At 69.5% G+C, this 22,067-nt stretch carries 19 protein-coding genes; 10 read left to right on the top strand and 9 right to left on the bottom strand.

Features of this window, described 5'->3' with window-relative positions; translation table 11 throughout:
- Positions 1-48 precede the first annotated feature (48 nt).
- Both rsgA and aroA read right to left on the bottom strand, forming a co-directional pair.
- On the bottom strand, positions 49-1,095 hold the full coding sequence (gene rsgA / locus AC1DB1_RS10800; protein WP_477200766.1) for a ribosome small subunit-dependent GTPase A: 1,047 nt from the start codon (positions 1,093-1,095) through the stop codon (positions 49-51).
- Entirely contained in the window at positions 1,096-2,457 is a 1,362-nt protein-coding gene (aroA, locus tag AC1DB1_RS10795; RefSeq protein ID WP_477200765.1) for a 3-phosphoshikimate 1-carboxyvinyltransferase, read from the bottom strand.
- A 114-nt stretch (positions 2,458-2,571) separates the two neighbouring features.
- Here aroA and AC1DB1_RS10790 point away from each other — a divergent pair, with 114 nt between their 5' ends.
- Both AC1DB1_RS10790 and AC1DB1_RS10785 read left to right on the top strand, forming a co-directional pair.
- Positions 2,572-3,180, top strand: coding sequence for a sigma-70 family RNA polymerase sigma factor (locus tag AC1DB1_RS10790; protein WP_271176298.1), 609 nt, complete (start codon positions 2,572-2,574; stop codon positions 3,178-3,180).
- Positions 3,177-3,419, top strand: a complete 243-nt coding sequence (locus AC1DB1_RS10785; RefSeq protein WP_271176299.1) for a zf-HC2 domain-containing protein — start codon at positions 3,177-3,179, stop codon at positions 3,417-3,419. The genes AC1DB1_RS10790 and AC1DB1_RS10785 overlap by 4 nt, the downstream gene beginning before the upstream one ends.
- Positions 3,420-3,460: 41 nt before the next feature.
- Here the strand turns inward: AC1DB1_RS10785 and AC1DB1_RS10780 are convergent, their stop codons facing one another.
- Entirely contained in the window at positions 3,461-4,249 is a 789-nt protein-coding gene (locus AC1DB1_RS10780; protein ID WP_477200764.1) for a VOC family protein, read from the bottom strand.
- A gap of 99 nt (positions 4,250-4,348) precedes the next feature.
- Positions 4,349-8,248, bottom strand: coding sequence for a multifunctional oxoglutarate decarboxylase/oxoglutarate dehydrogenase thiamine pyrophosphate-binding subunit/dihydrolipoyllysine-residue succinyltransferase subunit (locus AC1DB1_RS10775; RefSeq protein WP_477200763.1), 3,900 nt, complete (start codon positions 8,246-8,248; stop codon positions 4,349-4,351).
- Between the two features lie 134 nt (positions 8,249-8,382).
- Here AC1DB1_RS10775 and guaB1 point away from each other — a divergent pair, with 134 nt between their 5' ends.
- From guaB1 to AC1DB1_RS10755, 4 genes are all read left to right on the top strand, one after another.
- Entirely contained in the window at positions 8,383-9,822 is a 1,440-nt protein-coding gene (gene guaB1 / locus AC1DB1_RS10770; protein ID WP_477200762.1) for a GMP reductase, read from the top strand.
- A 230-nt stretch (positions 9,823-10,052) separates the two neighbouring features.
- Complete coding sequence (locus AC1DB1_RS10765; protein WP_477200851.1) at positions 10,053-11,357, top strand: hemolysin family protein; 1,305 nt, start codon at positions 10,053-10,055, stop codon at positions 11,355-11,357.
- Positions 11,350-12,387 (top strand): hemolysin family protein, encoded by a 1,038-nt coding sequence (locus AC1DB1_RS10760; protein ID WP_477200761.1) that lies wholly within the window; start codon positions 11,350-11,352, stop codon positions 12,385-12,387. The genes AC1DB1_RS10765 and AC1DB1_RS10760 overlap by 8 nt, the downstream gene beginning before the upstream one ends.
- A gap of 87 nt (positions 12,388-12,474) precedes the next feature.
- Positions 12,475-12,852 (top strand): VOC family protein, encoded by a 378-nt coding sequence (locus tag AC1DB1_RS10755; protein WP_271176304.1) that lies wholly within the window; start codon positions 12,475-12,477, stop codon positions 12,850-12,852.
- 52 nt (positions 12,853-12,904) lie between these two features.
- On the opposite strand, the gene AC1DB1_RS10750 is transcribed toward AC1DB1_RS10755, so the two are convergent.
- Positions 12,905-13,990, bottom strand: coding sequence for an NADH:flavin oxidoreductase/NADH oxidase (locus AC1DB1_RS10750; protein ID WP_477200760.1), 1,086 nt, complete (start codon positions 13,988-13,990; stop codon positions 12,905-12,907).
- A gap of 77 nt (positions 13,991-14,067) precedes the next feature.
- Entirely contained in the window at positions 14,068-14,685 is a 618-nt protein-coding gene (locus tag AC1DB1_RS10745) for an HAD family hydrolase (protein ID WP_271176306.1), read from the bottom strand.
- Between the two features lie 42 nt (positions 14,686-14,727).
- On the opposite strand from AC1DB1_RS10745, the gene AC1DB1_RS10740 reads away from it, so the two are divergent.
- The 4 genes from AC1DB1_RS10740 (at position 14,728) to AC1DB1_RS10725 (ending at position 18,838) form a co-directional block, all read left to right on the top strand.
- Positions 14,728-15,612 carry an ADP-dependent NAD(P)H-hydrate dehydratase gene (locus AC1DB1_RS10740; protein WP_477200759.1) on the top strand — a complete coding sequence of 295 codons (885 nt, stop codon included), beginning with the start codon at positions 14,728-14,730 and terminating at the stop codon, positions 15,610-15,612.
- Between the two features lie 48 nt (positions 15,613-15,660).
- Positions 15,661-16,989, top strand: a complete 1,329-nt coding sequence (locus AC1DB1_RS10735; protein WP_477200758.1) for a hypothetical protein — start codon at positions 15,661-15,663, stop codon at positions 16,987-16,989.
- A 135-nt stretch (positions 16,990-17,124) separates the two neighbouring features.
- The gene (locus tag AC1DB1_RS10730) at positions 17,125-17,433 is read left to right on the top strand and encodes a thiamine-binding protein (RefSeq protein WP_477200757.1); all 309 of its coding nucleotides are present in this window, start codon (positions 17,125-17,127) and stop codon (positions 17,431-17,433) included.
- 124 nt (positions 17,434-17,557) lie between these two features.
- Positions 17,558-18,838, top strand: a complete 1,281-nt coding sequence (locus AC1DB1_RS10725) for an MFS transporter (protein ID WP_477200756.1) — start codon at positions 17,558-17,560, stop codon at positions 18,836-18,838.
- A 162-nt stretch (positions 18,839-19,000) separates the two neighbouring features.
- Here the strand turns inward: AC1DB1_RS10725 and AC1DB1_RS10720 are convergent, their stop codons facing one another.
- The 3 genes from AC1DB1_RS10720 to AC1DB1_RS10710 are packed head-to-tail and all read right to left on the bottom strand — an operon-like array spanning position 19,001 to position 22,057.
- Complete coding sequence (locus AC1DB1_RS10720) at positions 19,001-19,654, bottom strand: response regulator (RefSeq protein ID WP_271177167.1); 654 nt, start codon at positions 19,652-19,654, stop codon at positions 19,001-19,003.
- A 43-nt stretch (positions 19,655-19,697) separates the two neighbouring features.
- Complete coding sequence (locus AC1DB1_RS10715; protein WP_477200755.1) at positions 19,698-20,897, bottom strand: hypothetical protein; 1,200 nt, start codon at positions 20,895-20,897, stop codon at positions 19,698-19,700.
- Entirely contained in the window at positions 20,894-22,057 is a 1,164-nt protein-coding gene (locus AC1DB1_RS10710) for a sensor histidine kinase (RefSeq protein WP_271177165.1), read from the bottom strand. Before AC1DB1_RS10710 ends, AC1DB1_RS10715 begins: the two co-directional genes overlap by 4 nt.
- Positions 22,058-22,067: the final 10 nt, after the last annotated feature.

The following is a 22,067-nucleotide window of genomic DNA, read 5'->3' as shown; positions in this document are numbered from 1 at the left end:
GCTCCCATTCTGTCGCGCTCGAGGCGGTCGCGGGCGCGTCGGCCGGGATCAGTGGGCGAACGTCGTGAGCAGGCGCTGCAGCGAGTCGAGGCGCGCCCGGCCGATGTCGCCCAGTCGGCCGGCCCTGACCGCCTCGTTGATGGCGCAGTCGGGGGCATCCGGCAGATGGGTGCAGCCGCGGGGGCAGTCCTCGGCGAGCTCGGCCAGATCGGTGAACGACTTGAGGATGCTGTCGGTGTTGATGTGCCCGAGGCCGAACGAGCGCACGCCGGGGGTGTCGATGACCCAGCCGTGCCCTTCGCCGTTCTCCACGCGCAGCGACACCGTCGACGACGAGGTGTGGCGGCCGCGGCCCGTCACGACGTTCACATGGCCCGTCGCCCGTTTCGCTCCGGGGACGATCTGGTTCACCAGCGTCGACTTGCCGACGCCCGAATGCCCGACCACCACGGTGTCGTGGCCGACGAGCGCCGCCTTGATGGCGTCGACGGGGATGTCGTCCTCCCGGCTGGTGAAGACGGGGAGGTCGAGCCCGGCGAAGTTCTCCAGGAACGGCCCGGGGTCGGCCAGGTCGATCTTCGTCACGCAGAGCATCGGCCGGATCCCGGCGTCGAAGGCTGCGACCAGGTAGCGGTCGACGAGTCGCGTGCGCGGTTCCGGATTAGCGGCGGCGACCATGATCAGCATCTGGTCGGCGTTGGCGACGACGACCCGCTCGACCTCGTCGGTGTCGTCGGCGCTCCGGCGCAGCAGGGTCGTGCGGGGCTCGATGCGCACGATGCGTCCGAGCGTCCCGTCTTCGCCGGTGGTGTCGCCCACGACGGCGACACGGTCGCCCGTAACGATGGCCTGGCGGCGCAGTTCGCTCGCCCGCGCGGCCGTCACCTGCCGTTCGTCGGGCGTGTCCTCGTCGAGCAGCACCGTGTACCGGCCGCGATCGACGCCGAGCACGCGCGCGATCCGCGCATCCGTGTGTTCGGGCCGGGTCTTGGTGCGCGGGCGGTTGCCCTTCGGGTTGGGCCGGGAACGGATGTCGGCTTCGTCGTACTCGTCGTACTCGTCCGGCTCGTCCTCGTCGTCAGCCCACCACGACATCTAGGCGGTGCCTTCCTCGACCAGCCGCGCCCAGAGCTGCGTGAACTGCGGCAGCGTCTTGGCCGTCGTGGCCACGTTCTCGATCTCGACGCCGGCGACGGCGAGGCCGATGATGGCGCCGGCCGTGGCCATCCGGTGGTCTTCGTAGCTGCGCCAGACCCCGCCCGTGAGCGGGCGCGGTTCGATGCGCAGGCCGTCCGGCAGCTCGGTGACCGCGCCGCCCAGGCCGTTGATCTCGGCGACGAGGGCGGCGAGCCGATCGGTCTCGTGGTGCCGGATGTGGCCGATGCCGGTGATCTCGCTCGGCCCGTCGGCCAGGGCGGCGATCGCGACGAGGGCCGGCGCGAGCTCGCCTCCGGTGGTGAGATCGAGCGTCACGCCCTGGATCGTGTCGGCGCCCGTGACCGTGAGGCGGTCGCCGTCGCGGGTGACGGTCGCGCCGAAGAGGGGGAGGAGGTCGGCGAGGTCCGCTCCGACCTGCGTGGTCAGGGACGGCCATCCGGTGATCGTCACGGAACCGCCTGTCACCACGGCGGCGGCCAGGAACGGTGCCGCGTTGGAGAGGTCGGGCTCGATGTCGACGTCGAGTGCGGCGATGGGGCCCGGATGCACGATCCAGCGCCCGACCTCCGGTGACTCGACCGTGACACCGCGCGCCGCGAGGGTGGCGATGGTCATCGCGATGTGCGGGAGGCTCGGCAGGCGCTCGCCCTCGTGCGTGAGGTCGAGGCCGGCGTCGAAGCGGGAGGCGGAGAGGAGCAGGGCGCTGACGAACTGGCTCGACGACGACGCGTCGATCGTGATGGCGCCGCCGGCGACGGATCCCGTGCCGTGCACGGTGAACGGCAGCGAGCCGCGACCGTCGTCGTTGATGTCGACGCCGAGGTCGCGGAGCGAGCGGATGATGGAGCCCATCGGGCGGCCGCGCGCCGAGTCGTCGGCGTCGAACATGGTCGGTCCGAGCGCCAGCCCGGCGATCGGTGGCACGAAGCGCATCACGGTGCCGGCCTGGCCGCAGTCGATCGTGGTGCTCCCCAGCAGCTCCTCGGCCGGGGTGACGAGCAGGTCGGGGCCGAACTCGCCGGCGCCCGCCTTCTCCTCGATGCCGACCCCGAGGGCGCGCAGGGCCTCGACCATGTTCTGGCTGTCGCGCGAGTGCAGGGGCGCGCGCAGGAGCGACGGGCCGTCGGCGAGGGCAGCGAGGATCAGCTCCCTGGCCGTGAGCGACTTCGACCCGGGAAGCGACACCGACGCGTTCAGGGGACCGCTGGCGACCGGCGCGGGCCACAGCGTGTTGGGCTCATCGTGCGTGTTGTCGCCGTACGGATCGAACTCCGGCGCGGAATATTTGGAGATCAGCATTGTTCTCAAGATTATCCGCGTTTTCAACCGAAGGAAGGACAGTCCGTGGCATCCCTCACCGCCGTTCTGGACTCTCCCAGTGTGGATGCACTGGCAGAACTAGACTGGCCACTGATGACCACCGACACAGACGCGCCCGAAACCGGAGACCTCGGTCCCCTCTTCGAGGAGCAGGCACTTCCGTACATGGACCAGCTCTATGCGGCAGCTCTTCGCATGACCAGGAACCCTGCCGACGCGCAGGACCTGGTGCAGGAGACCTTCGTGAAGGCGTACGCGGCGTTCCGCCAGTTCCAGCAGGGCACCAACCTCAAGGCCTGGCTGTACCGCATCCTGACGAACACGTTCATCAACACCTATCGCAAGAAGCAGCGCGAGCCCTATCAGGGGACGATCGACGAACTCGAGGACTGGCAGCTCGGCGGGGCGGAATCCACCACCGCGTCGTCCAGCCGTTCCGCCGAGGCCGAGGCGATCGACCACCTGCCAGACAGTGCCGTCAAGGACGCGCTTCAGGCCATTCCGGAGGACTTCCGGATGGCCGTGTACTTCGCCGACGTCGAAGGGTTCTCCTACCAGGAGATCGCCGACATCATGAAGACCCCCATCGGCACCGTGATGAGCCGCCTGCACCGCGGCCGCCGGATGCTGAGGGAGCTTCTCAACGATTACGCGCACGAGCGGGGACTCACCGCCGTGCAGACCCCCAGGAGCACGAAATGACCGACTGCGGCTGCGACAAAGCCAAGCAAGACCTCGAGGAGTACCTTCGCAACGAGTTGTGCCGCGAAGATGCAGCCGACATCCGCGAGCACCTCGCCAACTGCGACGGATGCTCCGACGAGGCGCACCTGAGCGTGGTGCTCACCGAGGTGGTGCAGCGGGCATGCAAGGAGACGGCTCCGGCCACGCTGCGCACCGAGGTGCTGCTGCGGATCCGCGCGATCCAGGCCACGCACTGACCGACCGCTGCTGACGATCCAGCGTCCCGAATACCTGGGCCCTACGCGGAGGGCGCGCCCCCGCTGCCGATGTGGTGCAGCAGGAACATGCCGCCGAGCGGATCGTTCACCTGCGCGAACCGCCCGAACTCGCTGTCCCACGGGTCGCGGATGACGGTGCCGCCGAGTTCCAGGACGCGCGCGCAGGCCGCGTCGGCGTCGTCGACGCCGAAGTAGATCGTCCAGTGCGAGGGGACGCCGTCGGGCAGCACCTTGTCCGCGTCGTAGATGCCGCCGGTCGGGGCGCCCTCGGGTCCGAATGTCGCATAGCGGAAGTCGGCCGTGTCGCCCAGGATCTCGGTGTGCCAGCCGAACACCGACGTGTAGAAGTCGAACTGCGCGGGATAGTCACGGGCGTACAGCTCGTGCCAGGCGGGTGCGCCCGACTCCGCCACGACCTCGAAGCCGCGGAAGAGTCCCGGCTCCCAGAGTCCGACCGCGGCGCCGCCCGGATCGCCGAGCACGGCCATGGCGCCTTTGTCGCCGACCGTCATCGTCGGTGCCCGTACCTCAGCGCGTGCGTCGACGGCGGACGTCACCGTCGCCTCTGCGTCTTCGACCAGCAGGTACGTCGTCCAGAGGTTCGGCTGCTGCTCGCCCATCACGCTGCCCATCCCGGCTACCGCGCGGCCGTTCGACCGGAACGTGAGATAGCCCCCGTACTCGGCCGGCCCCTCCTCCGCTTCCCAGCCGAAGAGACCCGTGTAGAAGGCCCGTGACGCGGGGAGATCCGAACTGGAGTAGTCGACCCAGCAGGGCTCGCCCAACCGATGGTGCGTGATGACGGTCATGACGTCACCATACGCCCGCCGTTCGCCACGAAAGAAGGGTGCCCGCCGCATCCGGATCGTTGGATCCGGCGCGTCGGGCACCCTTCGGTGCGCCGTGGATCAGAGGGTGAGAGCCCGCTGAATGAGCAGGCTCTGCTCCTGCGCGTGGCGCTTGGCCGAGCCGGCGGCGGGCGCTGCCGACGGCGGACGCGAGATGACACCGAGCGGGCGCGGGCCCAGCTTGGAGGTCTCGAGGATCATGTACGGCCAGGCACCCTGGTTCTCCGGCTCGTCCTGCACCCAGACGAGCTCGGCGTTGGGGTAGGACGCGACGACGGCCTTCAGGTCGGCGGCGGGCAGCGGGTAGTACTGCTCGACGCGCACGAGCGCGATCTCCGGGTTGGGGTTCTTGTCGAGCTCGTTCAGCAGGTCATAGTAGATCTTGCCTGCCATCAGCAGCACGCGCTTCACGGCGCCGCGGTCGCTGATGCGCGCGTCGTCGATCACGGGCTCGAACTTGCCCTGGGTGAAGTCCTCGACCGCGCTCGATGCGCCGCGCAGCCGCAGCATCGCCTTCGGGGTGAAGACCACGAGCGGACGACGAGGCCGGGCATACGCCTGGCGGCGCAGCAGGTGGAAGTACGACGCGGGCGTCGAAGGACGGGCGACCGTCATGTTGTTCTCGGCGCACATCTGCAGGTAGCGCTCGATGCGGGCGCTCGAGTGGTCCGGTCCCTGACCCTCGTAGCCGTGCGGCAGCAGCAGCACGAGCGACGAGCGCTGGCCCCACTTCTGCTCGGCCGAGGAGACGAACTCGTCGATGATTGTCTGGGCACCGTTGGCGAAGTCGCCGAACTGGGCCTCCCACAGCACCAGGGCATCCGGGCGCTCGACCGAGTACCCGTACTCGAAGCCCATCGCCGCGTACTCGCTGAGCAGCGAGTCGTAGATCCAGAATCGCGCCTGGTTGTCGCTGAGGTTCGCCAGCGGCAGCCATTCCTGCCCGTTGGTGCGGTCGTGGAGCACGGCGTGACGCTGCACGAACGTGCCGCGACGCGTGTCCTGACCGGCCATGCGCACGGGGGTCCCCTCGAGCAGCAGCGAACCGAGGGCGAGCAACTCACCGAACGCCCAGTCGATGCTGCCGTTGCGGCTCATGTCGCCGCGCTTGGCGAGCAGCTGCTGCAGCTTGGGGTGCACGGTGAAGCCGGCGGGCGGGTTGTTGAACGCGTCGCCGATGAGGTGGACGACCTGCTCGCTGACACCGGTGGTCTCCGGCTCGCCCGAGCCGTCCTCGCCCTGCTGGGCGACGGGGCGCTCCAGGTCGGCGACGGCGTCGGGGTCGTCTGCGATGACCGGGGTGGAGTGGGTCTGCGCGGCATGCGTCTCCATGAACGCACGCTCGAGGCGCTCCTGGAAGTCGCGGTGCGCCTGCTCGAACTCGTCCTGGGTGATGTCGCCGCGACCGACGAGGGCCTCGGTGTAGAGCCGGCGCACGGAGCGCTTGGCCTCGATGAGGTTGTACATCAGCGGCTGCGTCATCGAGGGGTCGTCGCCCTCGTTGTGACCGCGGCGGCGGTAGGCGATGAGGTCGATGACGACGTCGCGCTTGAACTCCTGGCGGTACTCGAACGCGAGCTGGGCGACGCGCACGACGGCCTCGGGGTCGTCGCCGTTCACGTGGAAGATCGGCGCCTGGATCATCTTGGCCACGTCGGTGGAGTACACCGACGAGCGGGACTCCGTCGGGGGCGTGGTGAAGCCGACCTGGTTGTTGATGTTCACGTGGATGGTTCCGCCGGTGCGGTACGCACGCAGCTGCGACATCTGGAGGGTCTCGGCGACGACGCCCTGACCGGCCATCGCCGCGTCGCCGTGCACCAGGATCGGCAGCGTGAGGAAGGTCATCGGGGGACGGCGGTCCTGCTTGGCGCGGACGACGCCCTCGAGCACGCCGTCGACGGCTTCGAGGTGCGACGGGTTGGCCGCGAGGTAGACGGGGATCTCCTCGCCGTCGGCCGCCTTGAAGGTGCCCTCGGTGCCGAGGTGGTACTTGACGTCGCCGGACCCCTGCACGGTGCGCGGGTCCTGCGTGCCCTCGAACTCGCGGAAGATCTGACCGTAGGTCTTGCCGGCGATGTTGGTGAGCACGTTGAGCCGGCCGCGGTGCGCCATGCCGATGGCGACCTCGTCGAGGCCGGACTCCGCCGCTCCCTGAAGGATGGCGTCGAGCAGCGCGATGGTGGACTCGCCGCCCTCGAGGCTGAAGCGCTTCTGACCGACGTACTTGGTCTGCAGGAACGTCTCGAAGGCCTCGGCCTCGTTGAGCTTGCCGAGGATGCGCAGCTGCTCGTCGTGCGACGGCTTCTCGTAGCCGCGCTCGACCTTGTCCTGGATCCACTTGCGCTGGGCCGGGTCCTGGATGTGCATGTACTCGATGCCGACGGTGCGGCAGTACGAGTCGCGCAGCACGCCCAGGATGTCGCGCAGCAGCATCTTGCGCTTGTCGCCGCCGAACTGGCCGGTGACGAACTCGCGGTCGAGGTCCCAGAACGTGAGGCCGTGGCTGGCGATGTCGAGGTCGGGGTGCGACCGCTGCTTGTACTCGAGCGGGTCGATGTCGGCCATCAGGTGGCCGCGGACGCGGAACGAGTTGATGAGCTCCTGCACGCGGGCCGTCTTGTCGACGGCGCTGGCGAGGTCGACGCTGATGTCGGGCGCCCAGTGGATCGGGTCGTAGGGGATGCGCAGGGCGGCGAAGATGTGCTCGTAGAAGTCGCGCTTGCCGATCAGCATCTCGTGCACGATCTTGAGGAACTCGCCCGAGCCGGCGCCCTGGATGACGCGGTGGTCGTAGGTGCTGGTGAGGGTGATCGTCTTGCCGATGGCGAGGCCCGCGAGGGTCTTCTCGCTGGAGCCCTGGAACTCGGCGGGGTACTCGAGGGCGCCGGCGCCGATGATCGCGCCCTGGCCCTTCATCAGACGCGGAACGGAGTGCACCGTGCCGATCCCGCCCGGGTTCGTGAGCGAGATAGTGGTGCCGGCGAAATCGGCGGCCGTGAGCTTGTTGTTGCGGGCGCGGCCGACGAGCTCTTCGTAGGCGGCGAGGAAGTCGCCGAAGCCCATCGTGTCGGCGCGCTTGATGCTGGGGACGAGCAGCGAGCGGGTGCCATCCGGCTTGGGCAGGTCGATCGCGATGCCCAGGTTGACGTGCGCGGGGGCGACGACCGACGGCTTGCCGTCGACCTCGTCGTAGTAGACGTTCTGGCTCGGGAACTCCTTGAGCGCCTGCACCATCGCCCAGCCGATGAGGTGGGTGAACGAGACCTTGCCGCCGCGGGCGCGCTTGAGGTGGTTGTTGATGACGATGCGGTTGTCGATCATCAGCTTGGCCGGGATGGTGCGGACACTGGTCGCGGTGGGGACCGTGAGGCTCGCATCCATGTTCGTGGCCAGCGTCTTGGACATCCCGCGCAACGGGGTGACCTTGTCCTGCGGCTCCTCGGCGGGCTCGCCGTCGGCGGAGACGACCTGCTGGGGCGAGGTGACGGGCGCATCGGCCGGAACCGGCTGCGGCTTGGGCGCGATCGAGGTCGTGCGGGCCACGGGCTGGGCGCCGATCACCGGGATGGGTGCGGTGAGCGGGGCCGAGCCGGAGATCGGCGTGTTCGGCTCCGCCGGGGCAGGGGTGCTCGGCTCGGTGGGCGATGGCACGGTGGGCTCGGTGGGCGACGGGACGGTGGGCTCGGCCGGGCTCGGCACGGTCGGCTCGCTCGGAGTCGGCGCGGCCGGTTCGGCCGGGCTGGGCGCCGGGGCTTCGTCCGGCGACGGGATCGAGGACTGCGCGCCGTCGTCTTTCACGGTCGGCTGGTAGTTCTCGAGGATCGGCCACCAGGACTTGTCGACAGAGTTCTTGTCGACGATGAACTGCTCGTACAGCTCATCGACCAGCCATTCGTTGGCTCCGAACTCTCCCGACGATCCGTCGTCGGTTCCCACTCCGGTCAATTGGCTCGACACAGCCGATCGCCCACTCTCTCCGTTGATTCGTCTCGACCGGGCGGCTCTGACCACCCGTTTCCATCCAGTGATCAAGCCTAATCCCATCGAGCGGCGGGTGCAGGCGCTCAGGCGGGAGGGATAGCGTTATTCCCATGCAGTTCTATGGAACGACTCCGCGCCACGATCTCACCTACTCCGACGTGTTCCTCGTCCCCTCCCGGTCGTCCGTGACGAGCCGCCTCGACGTGTCGCTCGCGCCCGACGACGGCACGGGCGCGACCATCCCGATCATCTCGGCGAACATGAACTCCGTCACCGGCAAACGCCTCGCCGCCACCCTCGCGCGCCGTGGCGGGCTCGGGGTGCTCCCGCAGGACATGCACCTGCAGGATCTCGACGACGCCATCCGCTGGGTCAAAGACCAGCCGGTCGCGTTCGACACCCCGTACGCGCTCGCTGCCGACGAGACGGTGGCGGACGCCCTCCGGCACGTCCCCGCCGTGGAGGCGCACGGCATCGTGATCCACGATGCCGACGGCAAATTCTTGGGCGCCCTCTCGGCAGGCCAGCTCGGCTCGGCGCTCCCGGATGCCCGGCTGGGCGATCTGCTGCACGGTGCGCTCACCGCCCTCGACGCCGAGGACATCCCGGACGGCCGCGCCGCCTTCGAGGTGATGGATGCCGCGGGCCTCGAGTTCGCGCCCGTCCTGGAGCACGGCCGCGTCGTTGGCACCCTCAGCAAGCGCAGCGCACTGCGTTCGACGATCTACCAGCCGGCGCTCGACGCCCACGGGCGCCTGCGCGTGGCCGCCGCCGTCGGGATCAACGGCGACGTCGCGAGCAAGGCGAAGGCACTGGCCGCTGCCGGTGTCGACGTGCTCGTCATCGACACGGCCCACGGCGATCAGGACGGCATGCGTCAGGCGATCCGCACGGTCAAGAGCCTCGACCTCGGGCTGCCGATCGCCGCGGGCAACGTCGTGACCGACCAGGCCGTGCGCGACCTCGTCGAGGCGGGCGCCGACATCCTGAAGGTGGGCGTCGGACCGGGCGCGATGTGCACGACCCGGATGATGACGGCGGTCGGCCGTCCGCAGTTCTCCGCCGTCCTCGAGACGTCGCAGGCCGCGCGCGAGCTCGGCGCGCACGTCTGGGCCGACGGGGGAGTGCGCTACCCGCGCGACGTGGCGCTGGCGCTCGCCGCCGGTGGCGCATCGGTGATGATCGGCTCGTGGTTCGCCGGGACGATCGAGGCACCGGGTCTCCTCGACGCGGATGATTCCGGTGCGCTCTACAAGGAGAGCTGGGGGATGGCGAGCACCAAGGCGGTCAAGGGGCGTTTCGAACGCCTCGACGCCTACGAGCTCGCCCGCAAGACGCTGTTCGCCGAGGGCATCTCGAGCTCGCGGATCTACCTCGACCCGCTGCGGCCGTCGGTGGAGGACCTGCTCGACATGATCACCACCGGCCTGCGCAGTTCTTTCACCTACGCGGGTGCGCGGTCGCTGTCGGAGTTCCACGAGCGCGCGCTGGTGGGCATCCAGTCGGCGGCCGGCTACGAGGAGGGCAAGGCGCTGCCGGTCTCCTGGTAGACGCCGCGTTCGGCCGCCCCGCAGCGGCGCGACGTTTTCCCAGAATCGAGGCCCGGCCGTCGGTATACTTGGCGGGACAATGGACGACCCTCCTTCTGCGTACTGCCCATTCGATACGGCGAGGCCGATGGCTTCGCCGGCCCTCTGCGGCCAGCTGAGCCTCGCTCGCCCGGCACACGCTGCATCCGCTGCTCTGAAGCGCGGTGACCGTCGTGCTGTATGAGTGGATCATGCTCGGGGTCGGCCTGCTGCTGACCGCCGGGACCGGCCTCTTCGTCGCGAGCGAGTTCGCGCTCGTCAACCTCGATCGCGGTGACCTCGAGGCGCGCCGCGAGCGCGGCGAGTCGCGGCTCAGCATGACGATCGCCGCTCTGAAGATCACCTCGACGCACCTGTCGAGCGCCCAGCTGGGCATCACGCTGACCACGCTGCTCACCGGTTACACGATGGAGCCGGCGATCAGCACCCTGCTGGATGCGCCGCTGCGGTCGATCGGTCTCCCGGAGAGCTTCGTGGCGCCGATCGCGACCACCGTCGCCATCGTCGTCGCCACGCTGCTGTCGATGATCCTCGGCGAGCTGGTCCCGAAGAACTTCGCGCTCGCGCTCCCCATCGCCACGGCCAAGCTGGTCATCCCGTTCCAGACCGTGTTCACGGCGATCTTCAAGCCCTTCATCGCCCTTCTGAACGGAACGGCCAACGGCGTGCTGCGCCTGTTCGGCATCGAACCCAAGGAGGAGCTCTCCGGGGCGCGCACCGCGGAGGAGCTGTCGTCGCTGGTGCGGCGCTCGGCCAGTGCCGGCGTGCTGGAGGCCGACACCGCGACCCTGCTCAGCCGCACACTGTCCTTCGCCGGGCACACCGCCTCGGACGTCATGACCCCGCGGCCGCGCATCGTCACGGTGCAGCGCGGCGCGCCGGCGCAGTCGGTGCTCGACCTCGCCCGCCGCACCGGCTTCTCACGGTTCCCCGTGATCGATGACGACGTCGACGATGTCGCCGGAATCGTGCACGTCAAGCAGGCGGTCGCGGTGCCTCGCGCCCGGCGGGCGCGGGTTCCGGTCTCCGCGCTGTCGACCGACGCGCTGCGGGTTCCGGAGACGATGCATCTGGACACCCTGCTGGGCGAGTTGCGCGCACGCGGCTACCAGATGGCAGTCGTGGTCGACGAGTACGGCGGCACCTCGGGCATCGCGACTCTCGAAGACCTCGTCGAGGAGATCGTGGGCGAGGTCGCCGACGAGCACGACCGCACGCGGGCCGGTGTGGTGCGCGGCCGCGACTCCCTCACCTTCCCCGGCATCCTGCGCCCCGACGAGCTCAAGGAGCGTGCCGGGGTCACCGTTCCCGACGACGGCCCGTACGAGACGGTCGCCGGCTTCGTGATGAACGAGCTCGGCCGGCTGCCCGTCGTCGGCGACGAGGTGCAGATCGACGGCGGCACGCTCCGTGTCGAGCGCCTCGAGGGGCGACGCGTGGATCGGATGCGCTACACCCCGGACCCCGACGCGACGGGGGAGGCCGACAATGAGTGACTGGGCAGGCATCGTCTGGTTGGTCGTGCTGCTCGCGGTCAACGCCTTCTTCGTCGGCGCGGAGTTCGCCGTCATCTCGGCGCGACGCTCGCAGATCGAGCCTCAGGCCGAGCGCGGCAAGCGCAGCGCGAAGACGGCGCTGTACGCCATGGAGCACGCGACGCTCATGCTCGCGACGACGCAGCTCGGCATCACCGTGTGCTCGCTGCTGATCCTGAACGTGTCGGAGCCGGCGATCCACCACCTGCTCGAGGGGCCGCTGCACCTCACGGGCTGGCCGGACGAGGTCATCGGCACGATCGCCTTCATCGTGACGCTGGTGCTCGTGTCGTTCCTGCACGTGGTGTTCGGCGAGATGGTGCCGAAGAACCTGTCGTTCTCCATGCCCGACCGTGCGGCTCTCCTCCTCGCTCCTCCGCTGGTGGCGATCGGGCGCGCGGTGCGGCCGATCATCGTCGCGCTGAACGCCTCGGCCAACGCGGTGCTCCGCCTGTTCGGGGTGGAGCCGAAGGACGAAGCCGCGAGCACGTTCACGCTCGACGAGGTCGCCACGATCGTGAGTCAGTCGACTCGCGAGGGTCTGCTGATGGATCGCACCGGTGCCCTGACGGCGGCATTCGAGTTCACCGAGAAGAAGGTGCGCGACATCGCTCTCGGACTCGACTCGTTGATCACGCTCCCGCCGTCGCCCACGCCGGCCGACGTCGAGCGGGCCGTCACGAAGAACGGGTTCTCGCGCTACGTGGTTCCGGATGCGTCGGGCGAGCCGACCGGGTACCTCCATCTCAAGGATGTGCTCGATCTGGAGGAGACCGGGTTCGAGCTGCCCGTGCCGGCCAAGCGCATCCGCCGCCTGGTCACGGTCTTCACGGACAGCGACCTCGAGGATGCGCTCGCCGCGATGCGGCGCTCCGGGGTACACCTGGCGCGCGTCGTCGATGCGAGCGGGGAGACGACGGGCGTGCTGTTCCTGGAGGACATCATCGAGGAGCTGGTCGGCGAAGTTCAGGATGCGACCCGGCGCTCGTAGGCGCTCGAGCTAGAACCTCTTTTCCAGTGTCGGCGCCCGCGGGGGCCGAGTAGCGTAACGCGCAGAAGCGGAAAAGGAGCAATGCTCATGTTGGAGAAGTTTCCGATCTACGCGGTCCTTCCTGCTTCGGACCTGCAGCGTGCCACGGAGTGGTTCCGTGACAAGCTCGAGCTCGAACCAGAGGAGACAGGGGACGGCTACGCCGTCTTCGGCACGAACAGTGCCGCGAAGATCCAGATCTACGAGACGCCGAACGCGGGAACGGCGCAGAACACCGCGCTGGGATGGTCGACCGACGACCTCGACGGCACGATGGCGCACCTGCGGGAGCGGGGCGTCGTCTTCGAGGACTACGACTTTCCGGGGTTGAAGACGGAGAACGGGGTGGCCACGTCACCGCGTGACAGGGCGGCCTGGTTCCTCGACAGCGAGGGCAACATCCTCTGCGTCTCGCAGCGGTTGTAGCCGTCGGATTCGCCGATGTCAGCGCCGGCGTGTTGGCGGCGCCCTGTCGGCGTCAGTCGCGCCAGCGCGCTCGCTCGTACTGCGGCGGCCAGTAGGTCAGCTGCTCGCCGAGTTCGTGCGCGGCGCGGAGCGGGAAGTGCGGGTCACGGAGGAGCTCGCGCGCGAGCATGACCGCGTCGGCCTTGCCCGTCGCGACGATCTCCGCGGCCTGTTGCGGTGTCGTGATGAGCCCTACTGCGCTCACTTCGACCTCGGCCGAACTGCGGACGTGCTCGGCGAAGGGCACCTGGTAGCCCGGGCCGAGCGGGATGCGGATGCCGCCGGCGATGCCACCGCTGGAGATGTCGAAGAAGTCGGCACCCGCGTTCTGCGCCCAGCCGGCCACGGTCGCCGTCTGCTGCTCGTCCCAGCCGCCCGGCGTCCAGTCGCTGCCGGAGAAGCGGACGAACAGGGGCAGCTCGTCGCCGATCTCGCCGCGGACGACCTCGACGATCCGCAGCAGCAGGCGGGCCCGGTTCTCGAGCGATCCGCCGTATTCGTCGGTGCGGTGGTTGGCGATGGGGGAGAGGAACTGGTGGAGCAGGTAGCCGTGCGCGGCGTGCAGCTCGATCGCCCGGAATCCTGCCTCGACCGCACGGCGGGCCGCGGTGCGGAAGTCGTCGACGATGGCATCGATGCCGGCCACGTCGAGCTCGCGCGGAACGTCGAGGTCGCCGAACGCCTCCGGCGATGGAGCGACGGCGGTCCATCCGCCGTCGGCGACAGGGACTGTTCCCGTGCGCCCCGTGAAGCCCCAGGCCGGCCAGCTCGAGGCCTTGCGGCCGGCATGCCCGAGCTGGATGCCCGGCACGGCGCCCTGTGATGCGATGAACTCCACGATCGGCTTCCACGCGTCGCGCTGCTCGTCGTTCCAGATGCCGGTGTCGCGCGGTGAGATGCGGGCCTCGGGGCTGACGCCGGTCGCTTCGGTGAACACGAGCCCGCTGCCGCCGACGGCGAAGGACGCCAGGTGCACGAGCTGCCATTGCTGCGGTACGCCCGACTGGTCGAGCACCGAGTACTGACACATGGGCGAGGTCCAGATGCGGTTGCGCATCGTGACGCCGCGCAGCGTGAGGGGATCGAAGAGGGTGGGCATGCAGACTTCCCGTCGTGATGGTGCGAATGGTCGCCGAACGCGAGCGCCCTCGTCGCCGAAAGCGCCCGTCGAGAGTGTTAAGCCGCGAGGGACTCCAGGTATGCCCGGAGATCGGCGGCGTCGGTGTAGACGTGTCCGGCGATGCCCAGGGCTTCGGCGCCCCTCACATTCACCTCTTTGTTGTCGATGAAGACCATGTTCTCGGCGGTGATGCCCAGCTCGGTCAGCACGATCTCGAAGATGTCGGCGCTCGGCTTGATGGTGCCGAGCTCCCCGCTGACGAAGACCTGTTCGAACAGGTCGCCGAGGGTGCCGTGTCGGAAGTACGACCCGAAGTCGCGCCCGGCGTTCGAGAGCAGCGCCATGCGCGTGCCTCCCGCCTGCAGATCGAGGAGCACCTGGAGGGTGTCGTGGTCGATGCTCAGCCAGCTGCGGAAATCAGCCAGCCAGAGGCGATGGATCGTCGCATCGCCCCACTGCTCGCCCATCTCGTGCTCGATGCCGCGCCAGTACTCGCGGATGCTCATCGTGCCCTGGTCGAGGGCGTCGCGGTGCCGCCAGTACGCCGGCCAGAACACTTCGGCATCACCACCGGCGACTCCGGCCAGCGCCGCACGGTCGGCCTCGCTCGGCGTGACCGAGATGACCTCGCCGTAGTCGAACACGATGACCTTGCCCGGGATGCTGATGCCCATATCGCTGACCTCTTTCCTCGGACTTCAACCTATCGTGGAGGGATGGACGCACAACGGCGGAGCGGTGCAGCGGTGGAGAACTGGTCGGCATGGGGCGCTGTGGAGTCTGCGCCCTGGATCGCCGTGCCCGACAACGCCGGCGACAAGTACACGCGGGGCGTGCTCGGCGTGGTCACCGGCTCGGAGCAGTATCCGGGGGCCGCCGTGCTCGGCGTCGAGGCCGCGGTGCGCACGGGCCTCGGGATGGTGCGCTACGTCGGCGCCCCTCGCGCCGCGGACTTCGTGCTGCACCGCCGCCCGGAGGTCGTGACCGCCGTCGGACGGGTGCAGGCGTGGCTGATCGGCTCGGGCATGGATGCAGGCTCCCGGCCGCAGGAGGACGCGGTGCGGTTGCGCACAGCGCTCCGCGACGGCACCCCGCTCGTGATCGACGCCGGTGCGCTCGACCTGGTCGGGCAGGCGACGGGCCCGGTCGTGATCACTCCGCACTACCGCGAGCTGGCGACCGTGCTGGCCGCGGCCGCCGACGACGACTCGGATGCCGTCACCGCCGACGACATCGCTGCCGATCCCGGTGCGTGGGCCGTGCGCGCCAGCGAGAGCCTGGGTGTCACCGTGCTCCTCAAGGGCCACACCACGTACATCGCGGGCACCGACGGTTCGCGGTTCTCGGTCGAGGCCGGGCCGGCCTGGCTCGCGACGGCGGGCAGCGGGGACGTGCTCGGCGGCGTGCTCGGGGCGCTGCTGGCGACGCACGCCCGCGAGATCGCGGCGAGCAGCGCATCCGCCGTGCCTGCGCTCGCGGCGACGGCCGCCTTCGTGCACGGACGGGCCGGGCAACGGGCGTCCCAGGGCGGTCCGATCGCCGCCCTCGACGTCGCGGAGGCGCTCCCGGCGACGGTGCGCGAACTGCTCGCCGGGCGCTAGCCGGCGCTGACCCGTTCCCGACAGCGCGGCCCGCTACGATGGGCGACTATGGGGATCGATCCGGCACCGGCTCCGGCGCCGGAGGTGCCGAGCGACGCGCGCCGCTTCTTCTCGAATCCGCTCACGCTGTGGATCGCATTCCTGCTCGTGCACCTGATCGTCGGCTGGCTGAGCCTCGACACGAACAGCATGCCCCTCGGCGACGTGTACCTCGTGTACAAACCCTGGGCGCAGCTGGCGGCGCAGGGCACCTCGGTCGTCGGCATCCAGACGGATTGGGTGTATCCGCTCGGCGCGCTGGTCCCGATCATGCTGCCGTTGCTCTTCGGGGCGGACGGCTACACCGGCGGATGGCTCACGATGGTGCTGCTGCTGGACGCCGCCGCGTTCGCCGTGCTGATCATCGGCCGGGACCGCCGCCGCATCGCGGTCGCGTGGTGGTGGCTGGCGTTCCTGCTCCTGCTCGGGCCGATCGCCATCGGACGTCTGGATGCGGTGTCGGCTTCGCTGGCGATCATCGGACTCCTCTGGCTGACCTTCCATGAGAAGGCCGCCGTCGTCATGCTCGCCGCCGCCACCTGGATCAAGGTCTGGCCGGCAGCCCTCATCGCGGCCGCGCTGGTCGCGTTCCGCACGCGGTGGCGCATCCTGGGCTACGCGGCCGTCACCAGCCTGATCCTCGTCATCGTGGCGCTCGCGCTGGGTTCCGGCGCTCACGTATTCAGCTTCATCACCATGCAGACCGGTCGCGGGCTGCAGATCGAGGCGCCGGTCAGCACCATCTGGATGTGGCAGGTCGCGCTCGGCGTGCCAGAGGCGGTCATCTACTACGACAGGGAGCTGCTCACCTTCCAGGTCACCGGGGCGGGCAGCACGACAGCGGGCGCGCTGATGAACCCGCTGCTCGCGGTGAGCGTCGCCGTGGTGCTGCTGATCGGCATCCGGGCCGTGCGTCGTGGAGCGCCGGTCACGCGCATCCTGCCGGAGCTGTCGCTCGCGTTCGTCGCAGCATTCATCGCCTTCAACAAGGTGGGCTCGCCGCAGTACGTCACGTGGCTCGCGGCGCCGATCGTCATCGGTCTTGTGTACCAGGGGCGCGGCTTCCGGACGCCGGCGGTGCTCGTCACGGTGACGGCGGCGCTCACGCAGATCATCTACCCCTATCTGTACGGGCTCGTGCTCACCGCGCAGCCGGTCATGCTGGTCGTGCTGACGGCGCGCAACCTGATGTTCTTCGTCATCCTGGGCTGGGCGGTGGCGGCGCTGTGGCGCGGCCGGCGTGGTGCCGAGTTCGACGAGCTGCCGCGCCATGTCTGGCCGTTCCGGTCGGCGGAGCGTTTCGCCGACGAACCGGAGGACGTGCCCGCCGAACGCTGACCGCGCACGCGTGCACCCGGCCACGGGATCGAGGGGTCCCGGCACGCCGCGTCGCGTGACAGAGCCCGGCGTGTCTGGACCCCTCGATCGGCGGCCTCGACGCTGGATAGGCTGGAAGCGATCCGAGGAGGAACGATGCTGGTTGCATTCTCAGTGGCGCCGAGCGGCGGAGAGGGCGCGGACGCATCCGTGCACGACGCGGTCGCGGCGGCGGTCGCGATCGTTCGCGAGTCGGGGCTCCCGAATCGCACGACGTCGATGTTCACGGAGCTCGAGGGTGAATGGGACGAGGTCTTCGATGTCATCCGCCGCGCCACCGAGGCCGTCGGGGCCTACGGGTCGCGGGTGTCGCTGGTGCTCAAGGCCGACATCCGGCCGGGGTACTCTGGCGAACTCGACGCGAAGATCGAGCGACTCGAAGCGGCGATCGACGAGAAGGGCTAGCACGCAGCTGCTCGATCGTGCCGAAGCGCACGACGCGCGGCGCTGGCGACGCGATAACGCACGACCAGCGCCCCGGCCGCGCCCGGTCGAATCGATTCGACTCGGTTCGATATAGGCTAGGCGAGTGAATCCCGTTATCGACGGGCCGACGCAGTTGTCGTCGGCCCGTATTCGTCTTGCGCTCCTGGCCCTCGCCCTCGGCGGCTTCGGCATCGGCTCGACCGAGTTCGTCGCCATGGGCCTGCTGCCCAACATCGCGCACGACCTCCTGCCGTCGGTGTACGCCACGTCGCCCGACGCCGCGAATGCGCAGGCGGGCTGGATCATCTCGGCCTACGCGCTCGGCGTCGTCGTCGGTGCTCCGACGATCGCAGCCGTCGCCGCCCGCTGGCCGCGCAAGAAGCTGCTGCTCTGGCTCCTCGTCGCCTTCACCGTCGGCACCGTCGCGTCGGCTCTGGCGCCGACGTTCCAGCTCGTGCTGCTGGCCCGCTTCATCAGCGCGCTGCCGCACGGCGCCTACTTCGGCATCGCCTCGCTCGTCGCCGCCACGCTGATGGGGCCGGGCAAACGCGGGCAGGGCGTCGCCTTCGTGCTCTCCGGCCTCACCATCGCGAATGTCATCGGCGTGCCGCTGATCACCTGGCTCGGGCAGGAGCACGGCTGGCGGGCGGCCTACCTCGTGGTCGCGGGGATCTTCGCCTTGACCTTCGTCGCAGTCGCCTTCCTCGTGCCGTGGCAGGCGGGCGACCCCAAGGCCACGATGGCCAACGAGCTCAAGGCGTTCAGCCGGCTCCAGGTGTGGCTCGCACTCCTCATCGGCGCGATCGGGTTCGGCGGCTTCTTCGCCGTCTACACCTACGTCGCTCCGCTCGCCACGACCGTCACGGGGCTGAGCCCGTCGGCTGTGCCCCTCGTGCTCGTGCTGATCGGTCTCGGGATGACCGTCGGCAACCTCTTCGGGGGCTGGATGGCCGACCGCGATCTCAAGCGCGGGATGCTCGGCTTCTTCGGCCTGCTGCTGGTCGGCCTCGCGGTGCTCTTCCTCACCGCCTCGACGGTGGCGGGGCTGCTGATCTCCCTGTTCGTGATCGCGGCTGCCTGCGCGGCACTGTCGCCCGCCATCCAGACCCGGCTGATGGATGTCGCGCACGACAGCCAGTCGATCGCGGCGGCGCTCAACCACTCGGCGCTCAACATCGCCAATGCGATGGGAGCCTTCCTCGGCGGGCTGACGATCGCCGCCGGTTTCGGCTACCTGTCGCCGGTCGTGGTCGGAGCCGTGCTCGCCCTCGCCGGCATCGCGATCGCGCTGATCTCGTTCTCGATCGACCGTTCCCGCGAACGCCGCGGCGTCGACACCGGCGTCGTGCACGCCCAGCGTCCCGCCCCGCTGCCCATCGACTGAGCTCTGCGCCGCCCGCGCCGCGCCGCGCCGCCCGCTCCGCGCCGCCCCCGCCGCGCCGCCCGCGCCGCGAACCGTTGAGGGGCGGCTAACGCATCGTCCGGGCATCCGGAAGCTGCGTTAGCCGCCCCTCAACGAAACACGCGGCGAACCGCGAGACGGCGGTCAGTCGCCCTGCAGCAGGATGCCGTCCTGGATCGCCCGCTTGCGCAGCGCGACCTTCGTGCCGACGTCGTATCCGGCCACGCGGTACTTCTCACGGATGCGCTTGAGGTAGCTCTTCGCCGTCTCGTCGGAGATCCCGAGCTGGAAGGCGACCGCCTTCACCGGCTCGCCCGCGCCGTACAGCGCCATCACCCGGCGCTCCTGCGCGCTGAGCTTCGGGGCTCCTCCGACCTCGCCGGCGTTGAGCGCCAGGTCGAGCTCGGCCGAGATGAACGACTCGCCCTTGCTCGCCGCGCGGATCGCCTCGACGATCATCTCGGCGTCCTCGCTCTTCACGAGATATCCGAGGGCACCGGCTGCCAGAGCCTCGCGCACGACCGCCGGCTCCGAGTACGTGCTCATCAGCACCGTGCGAACGCCGGTGGTCTTGAGCGTGGAGAGCTTGAGGGAGACCGGGATGTTGTCTTTCAGGTCGAGGTCGAGCAGCACGACGTCGACCGGGAACTCCGGGTGCGTCAGCAGCTCGGGCCAGCTGGCGACGGCTGCGACCATCCGGATGTCGTCCGCAGCATTGCGGATCCATTCGGTCAGTGCGCCGAGCAGCATCTTGTGATCGTCGACGATCGCGATTCTGATGGGAGGTGCCTCGCTCACGAATGGCCTTTCTCGCGGTATCAGGGAGCCGACCGCTCGGCAGTTAGAGGTCGGCCGGGTTGTCTGTGACGCTCTCGATCTCGATCCGCAGGGTCGAACCTGAGAAGGTCTCGACGTAGCGGCCCACCTTACGGATAGCTTGCCACGCCGCAGGGTCCACTCTGTTTCGCGGCACACCGGTGGCGGAGATCACGATTGGAATTCTGACACCCGCATTGGGGTCTCCCGTCTCCGCCGCGCGGGGGCGTTCGACAGAGAGCTGCAGACTGCGGGTCTGCACGGCCCCCTGGCGCACCGGATCGCTGATCAGCAGCCAGACCGCGGTGAGCAGTCCATCGCGCTGATCGCGGGTGAGCACTCCGGCCAGGCCATCCGGATCGCTCAGCGTGACCGACGGGCCGAGCAGAGCCGACTCGGTGATCGCGTGATAGAGCCAGGTCTCCCGGCGGCCCTGGATGAGGTGCAGGCGCAGCTCGGTGGCGATCGAGGCCGCGTGGGAGGCCGTCTCCTCGTCGAGGGGGAGGGCGGTGCGTCCGCTCGCGACGCCGTCAAGAAGGCGCTCGGCCGCGAGGTCGAGGCGTGCCAGCTCTTCCGACGCCATCATTCCGACGGCGAAGCGCGGCGAGCTGACCGTGCTCTGCACCTGCACCAGGTCGAGTTCGAGCTGCACCAGCGTGCGCAGCGAACGGACGATCTGCACGCCGAGCAGGGGAGGCGCGACGGCCAGCGCGATGGTCACGAACGCCGGTCCGAGCGCGGTGACGTCGTGCTGCCCGCGCAGCGCGAAGGCGGTGGCCAGTGCGACTCCGAGCGCGATCGACGGGATGACGATGTCGCGCGCCGGCCGAACGGTGGCGCAGAGCAGCAGCATCGATCCCACCGCCACGGCGGCCGTCGGGGGAGCGCCGTTGTCGCCGGGACCCCAGGTGCCGGCGATGTCGAGCGCGGCGACGACCGCCCAGAGGCCGAGACCGGTGAAGAACATCCAGTCGGGCAGGTCGCCCGGCAGCCGCGGATGCACGATCAACGTCACGACGAGGCTCAGGATCAGGATGACCCACGCGGCGCAGCTCAACGGCAGCGACGTGTACGTGGTGAGGTTCAGCACCATCACCACCAGCTGGTACGCGATGAGCGCGATGGAGGCGACGTTGAAGCCGAGGTCGAGGCGGGCGCGACCGAGCGCATCCCGCTCGCTCGATCCCGTCGAACGGGGCACGGTCGGCTCGGCGGTGCGCGTCACTTCGGCACCTCCAGCACGACGGTGGTGCCGGACCCGGGCGACGAGAACAGCCGGGCGTTGCCGCCGACATCGCGCAGCCGCGCGACGATCGACTCGGTGAAGCCGAGCCTGCCCTCTTCGATCGTCGAGACGTCGAATCCCTTGCCCGCGTCGGTCACCATCGCGCGAACAGTGGTCTCGTCGTCGGTGATCGTGACGTGCGCCTCAGCGACTCCGGAGTGCCGGCGCACGTTCTCCAGGCACTCCGCGAGGGCGAGGAGGAACGAGTCGAGGATGTCGCTCGGCAGCAGCACCTGGCCGGTCCCGTGCCAGTTGACCTCCAGGCCCATGCGGCGGAAGCGCTGCTTGACCGACTCGAGGGTGTTCCCGAGCGTCGACTCCTCGACGGGCTTGAGCTTGTAGTCTCCCGACGATGTCGGGTCGGGCGTGAATCCGAGTCGCAGCTGACGGAGGAGCGCTGCGTCCTCCGCCGCCTGCTCGCGGAGGGCTCCGACACTGACGCCGACCCCCGAGTGCGCGAGGAGCGTGAGCGTCGCCAGCACCGTGTCGTGCAGCAGGCGGGCGCCCTGACGGCGCCTGGCCTCGGTCTCGCTGGCCTGGCGCTCGACCCGGTACGCCCTGCTCATCGTCGAGATGCGCTTGAGCGTGCGCGGAACCGTGCGGGCGAGCCAGATGCCGGCGGCGATCATGGCGACCCAGCAGGCGACGGCGAAGACGGTGGGCTCGCCGATCCGGGAGCCGGTGAGCAGCAGCGTGGCGGTCAAAGTGCCGAGCGTGAGCACGAAGCCGGCGGCGAGAAGCACGATGCGTCTGGTGGAGGTCACGCAGAGGAAGGAGACCGTCGCGATGGAGCCGGCCGCGATCATCCCGACGGCGCTGAGCGCGGCCGGATCGAGGGCGCTCTGCGGCAGGAGGTGCAGCGCGATCAGGGCGTTGCCGGCGATCAGGATCGTCACGATCCACACGATGGGGCTCGGCGAGGTGAGCTGGAACTGGGCCCAGGCGAGCCCCGCGAGCAACACGATCGAGGCCAGATAGAGCGGAAGCGGAAGCGTGCCGGGGATGCTCAGGCAGAGCAGGGCCGTCGCCGACGCCGTGAGACCGATGTTGCGCGCCGTGACGGAGAGAAGGCGATCACGCTCCTTCTGGATGCGTGACATGCGTCTCCGT

This window comes from Leifsonia sp. 10N434 (genome assembly GCF_056394405.1).
Note: the sequence above shows the minus strand (reverse complement) of the source record. Positions and strands in the feature narration are given on the sequence as shown.

Coding starts and splice junctions, on each gene's coding strand:
- rsgA (WP_477200766.1), bottom strand. CDS start 1,095: ATGTCGTGGTGGGCTGACGACGAGGACGAGCCGGACGAGTACGACGAG.
- aroA (WP_477200765.1), bottom strand. CDS start 2,457: ATGCTGATCTCCAAATATTCCGCGCCGGAGTTCGATCCGTACGGCGAC.
- AC1DB1_RS10790 (WP_271176298.1), top strand. CDS start 2,572: ATGACCACCGACACAGACGCGCCCGAAACCGGAGACCTCGGTCCCCTC.
- AC1DB1_RS10785 (WP_271176299.1), top strand. CDS start 3,177: ATGACCGACTGCGGCTGCGACAAAGCCAAGCAAGACCTCGAGGAGTAC.
- AC1DB1_RS10780 (WP_477200764.1), bottom strand. CDS start 4,249: ATGACCGTCATCACGCACCATCGGTTGGGCGAGCCCTGCTGGGTCGAC.
- guaB1 (WP_477200762.1), top strand. CDS start 8,383: ATGCAGTTCTATGGAACGACTCCGCGCCACGATCTCACCTACTCCGAC.
- AC1DB1_RS10765 (WP_477200851.1), top strand. CDS start 10,053: ATGCTCGGGGTCGGCCTGCTGCTGACCGCCGGGACCGGCCTCTTCGTC.
- AC1DB1_RS10760 (WP_477200761.1), top strand. CDS start 11,350: ATGAGTGACTGGGCAGGCATCGTCTGGTTGGTCGTGCTGCTCGCGGTC.
- AC1DB1_RS10755 (WP_271176304.1), top strand. CDS start 12,475: ATGTTGGAGAAGTTTCCGATCTACGCGGTCCTTCCTGCTTCGGACCTG.
- AC1DB1_RS10750 (WP_477200760.1), bottom strand. CDS start 13,990: ATGCCCACCCTCTTCGATCCCCTCACGCTGCGCGGCGTCACGATGCGC.
- AC1DB1_RS10745 (WP_271176306.1), bottom strand. CDS start 14,685: ATGGGCATCAGCATCCCGGGCAAGGTCATCGTGTTCGACTACGGCGAG.
- AC1DB1_RS10740 (WP_477200759.1), top strand. CDS start 14,728: ATGGACGCACAACGGCGGAGCGGTGCAGCGGTGGAGAACTGGTCGGCA.
- AC1DB1_RS10735 (WP_477200758.1), top strand. CDS start 15,661: ATGGGGATCGATCCGGCACCGGCTCCGGCGCCGGAGGTGCCGAGCGAC.
- AC1DB1_RS10730 (WP_477200757.1), top strand. CDS start 17,125: ATGCTGGTTGCATTCTCAGTGGCGCCGAGCGGCGGAGAGGGCGCGGAC.
- AC1DB1_RS10710 (WP_271177165.1), bottom strand. CDS start 22,057: ATGTCACGCATCCAGAAGGAGCGTGATCGCCTTCTCTCCGTCACGGCG.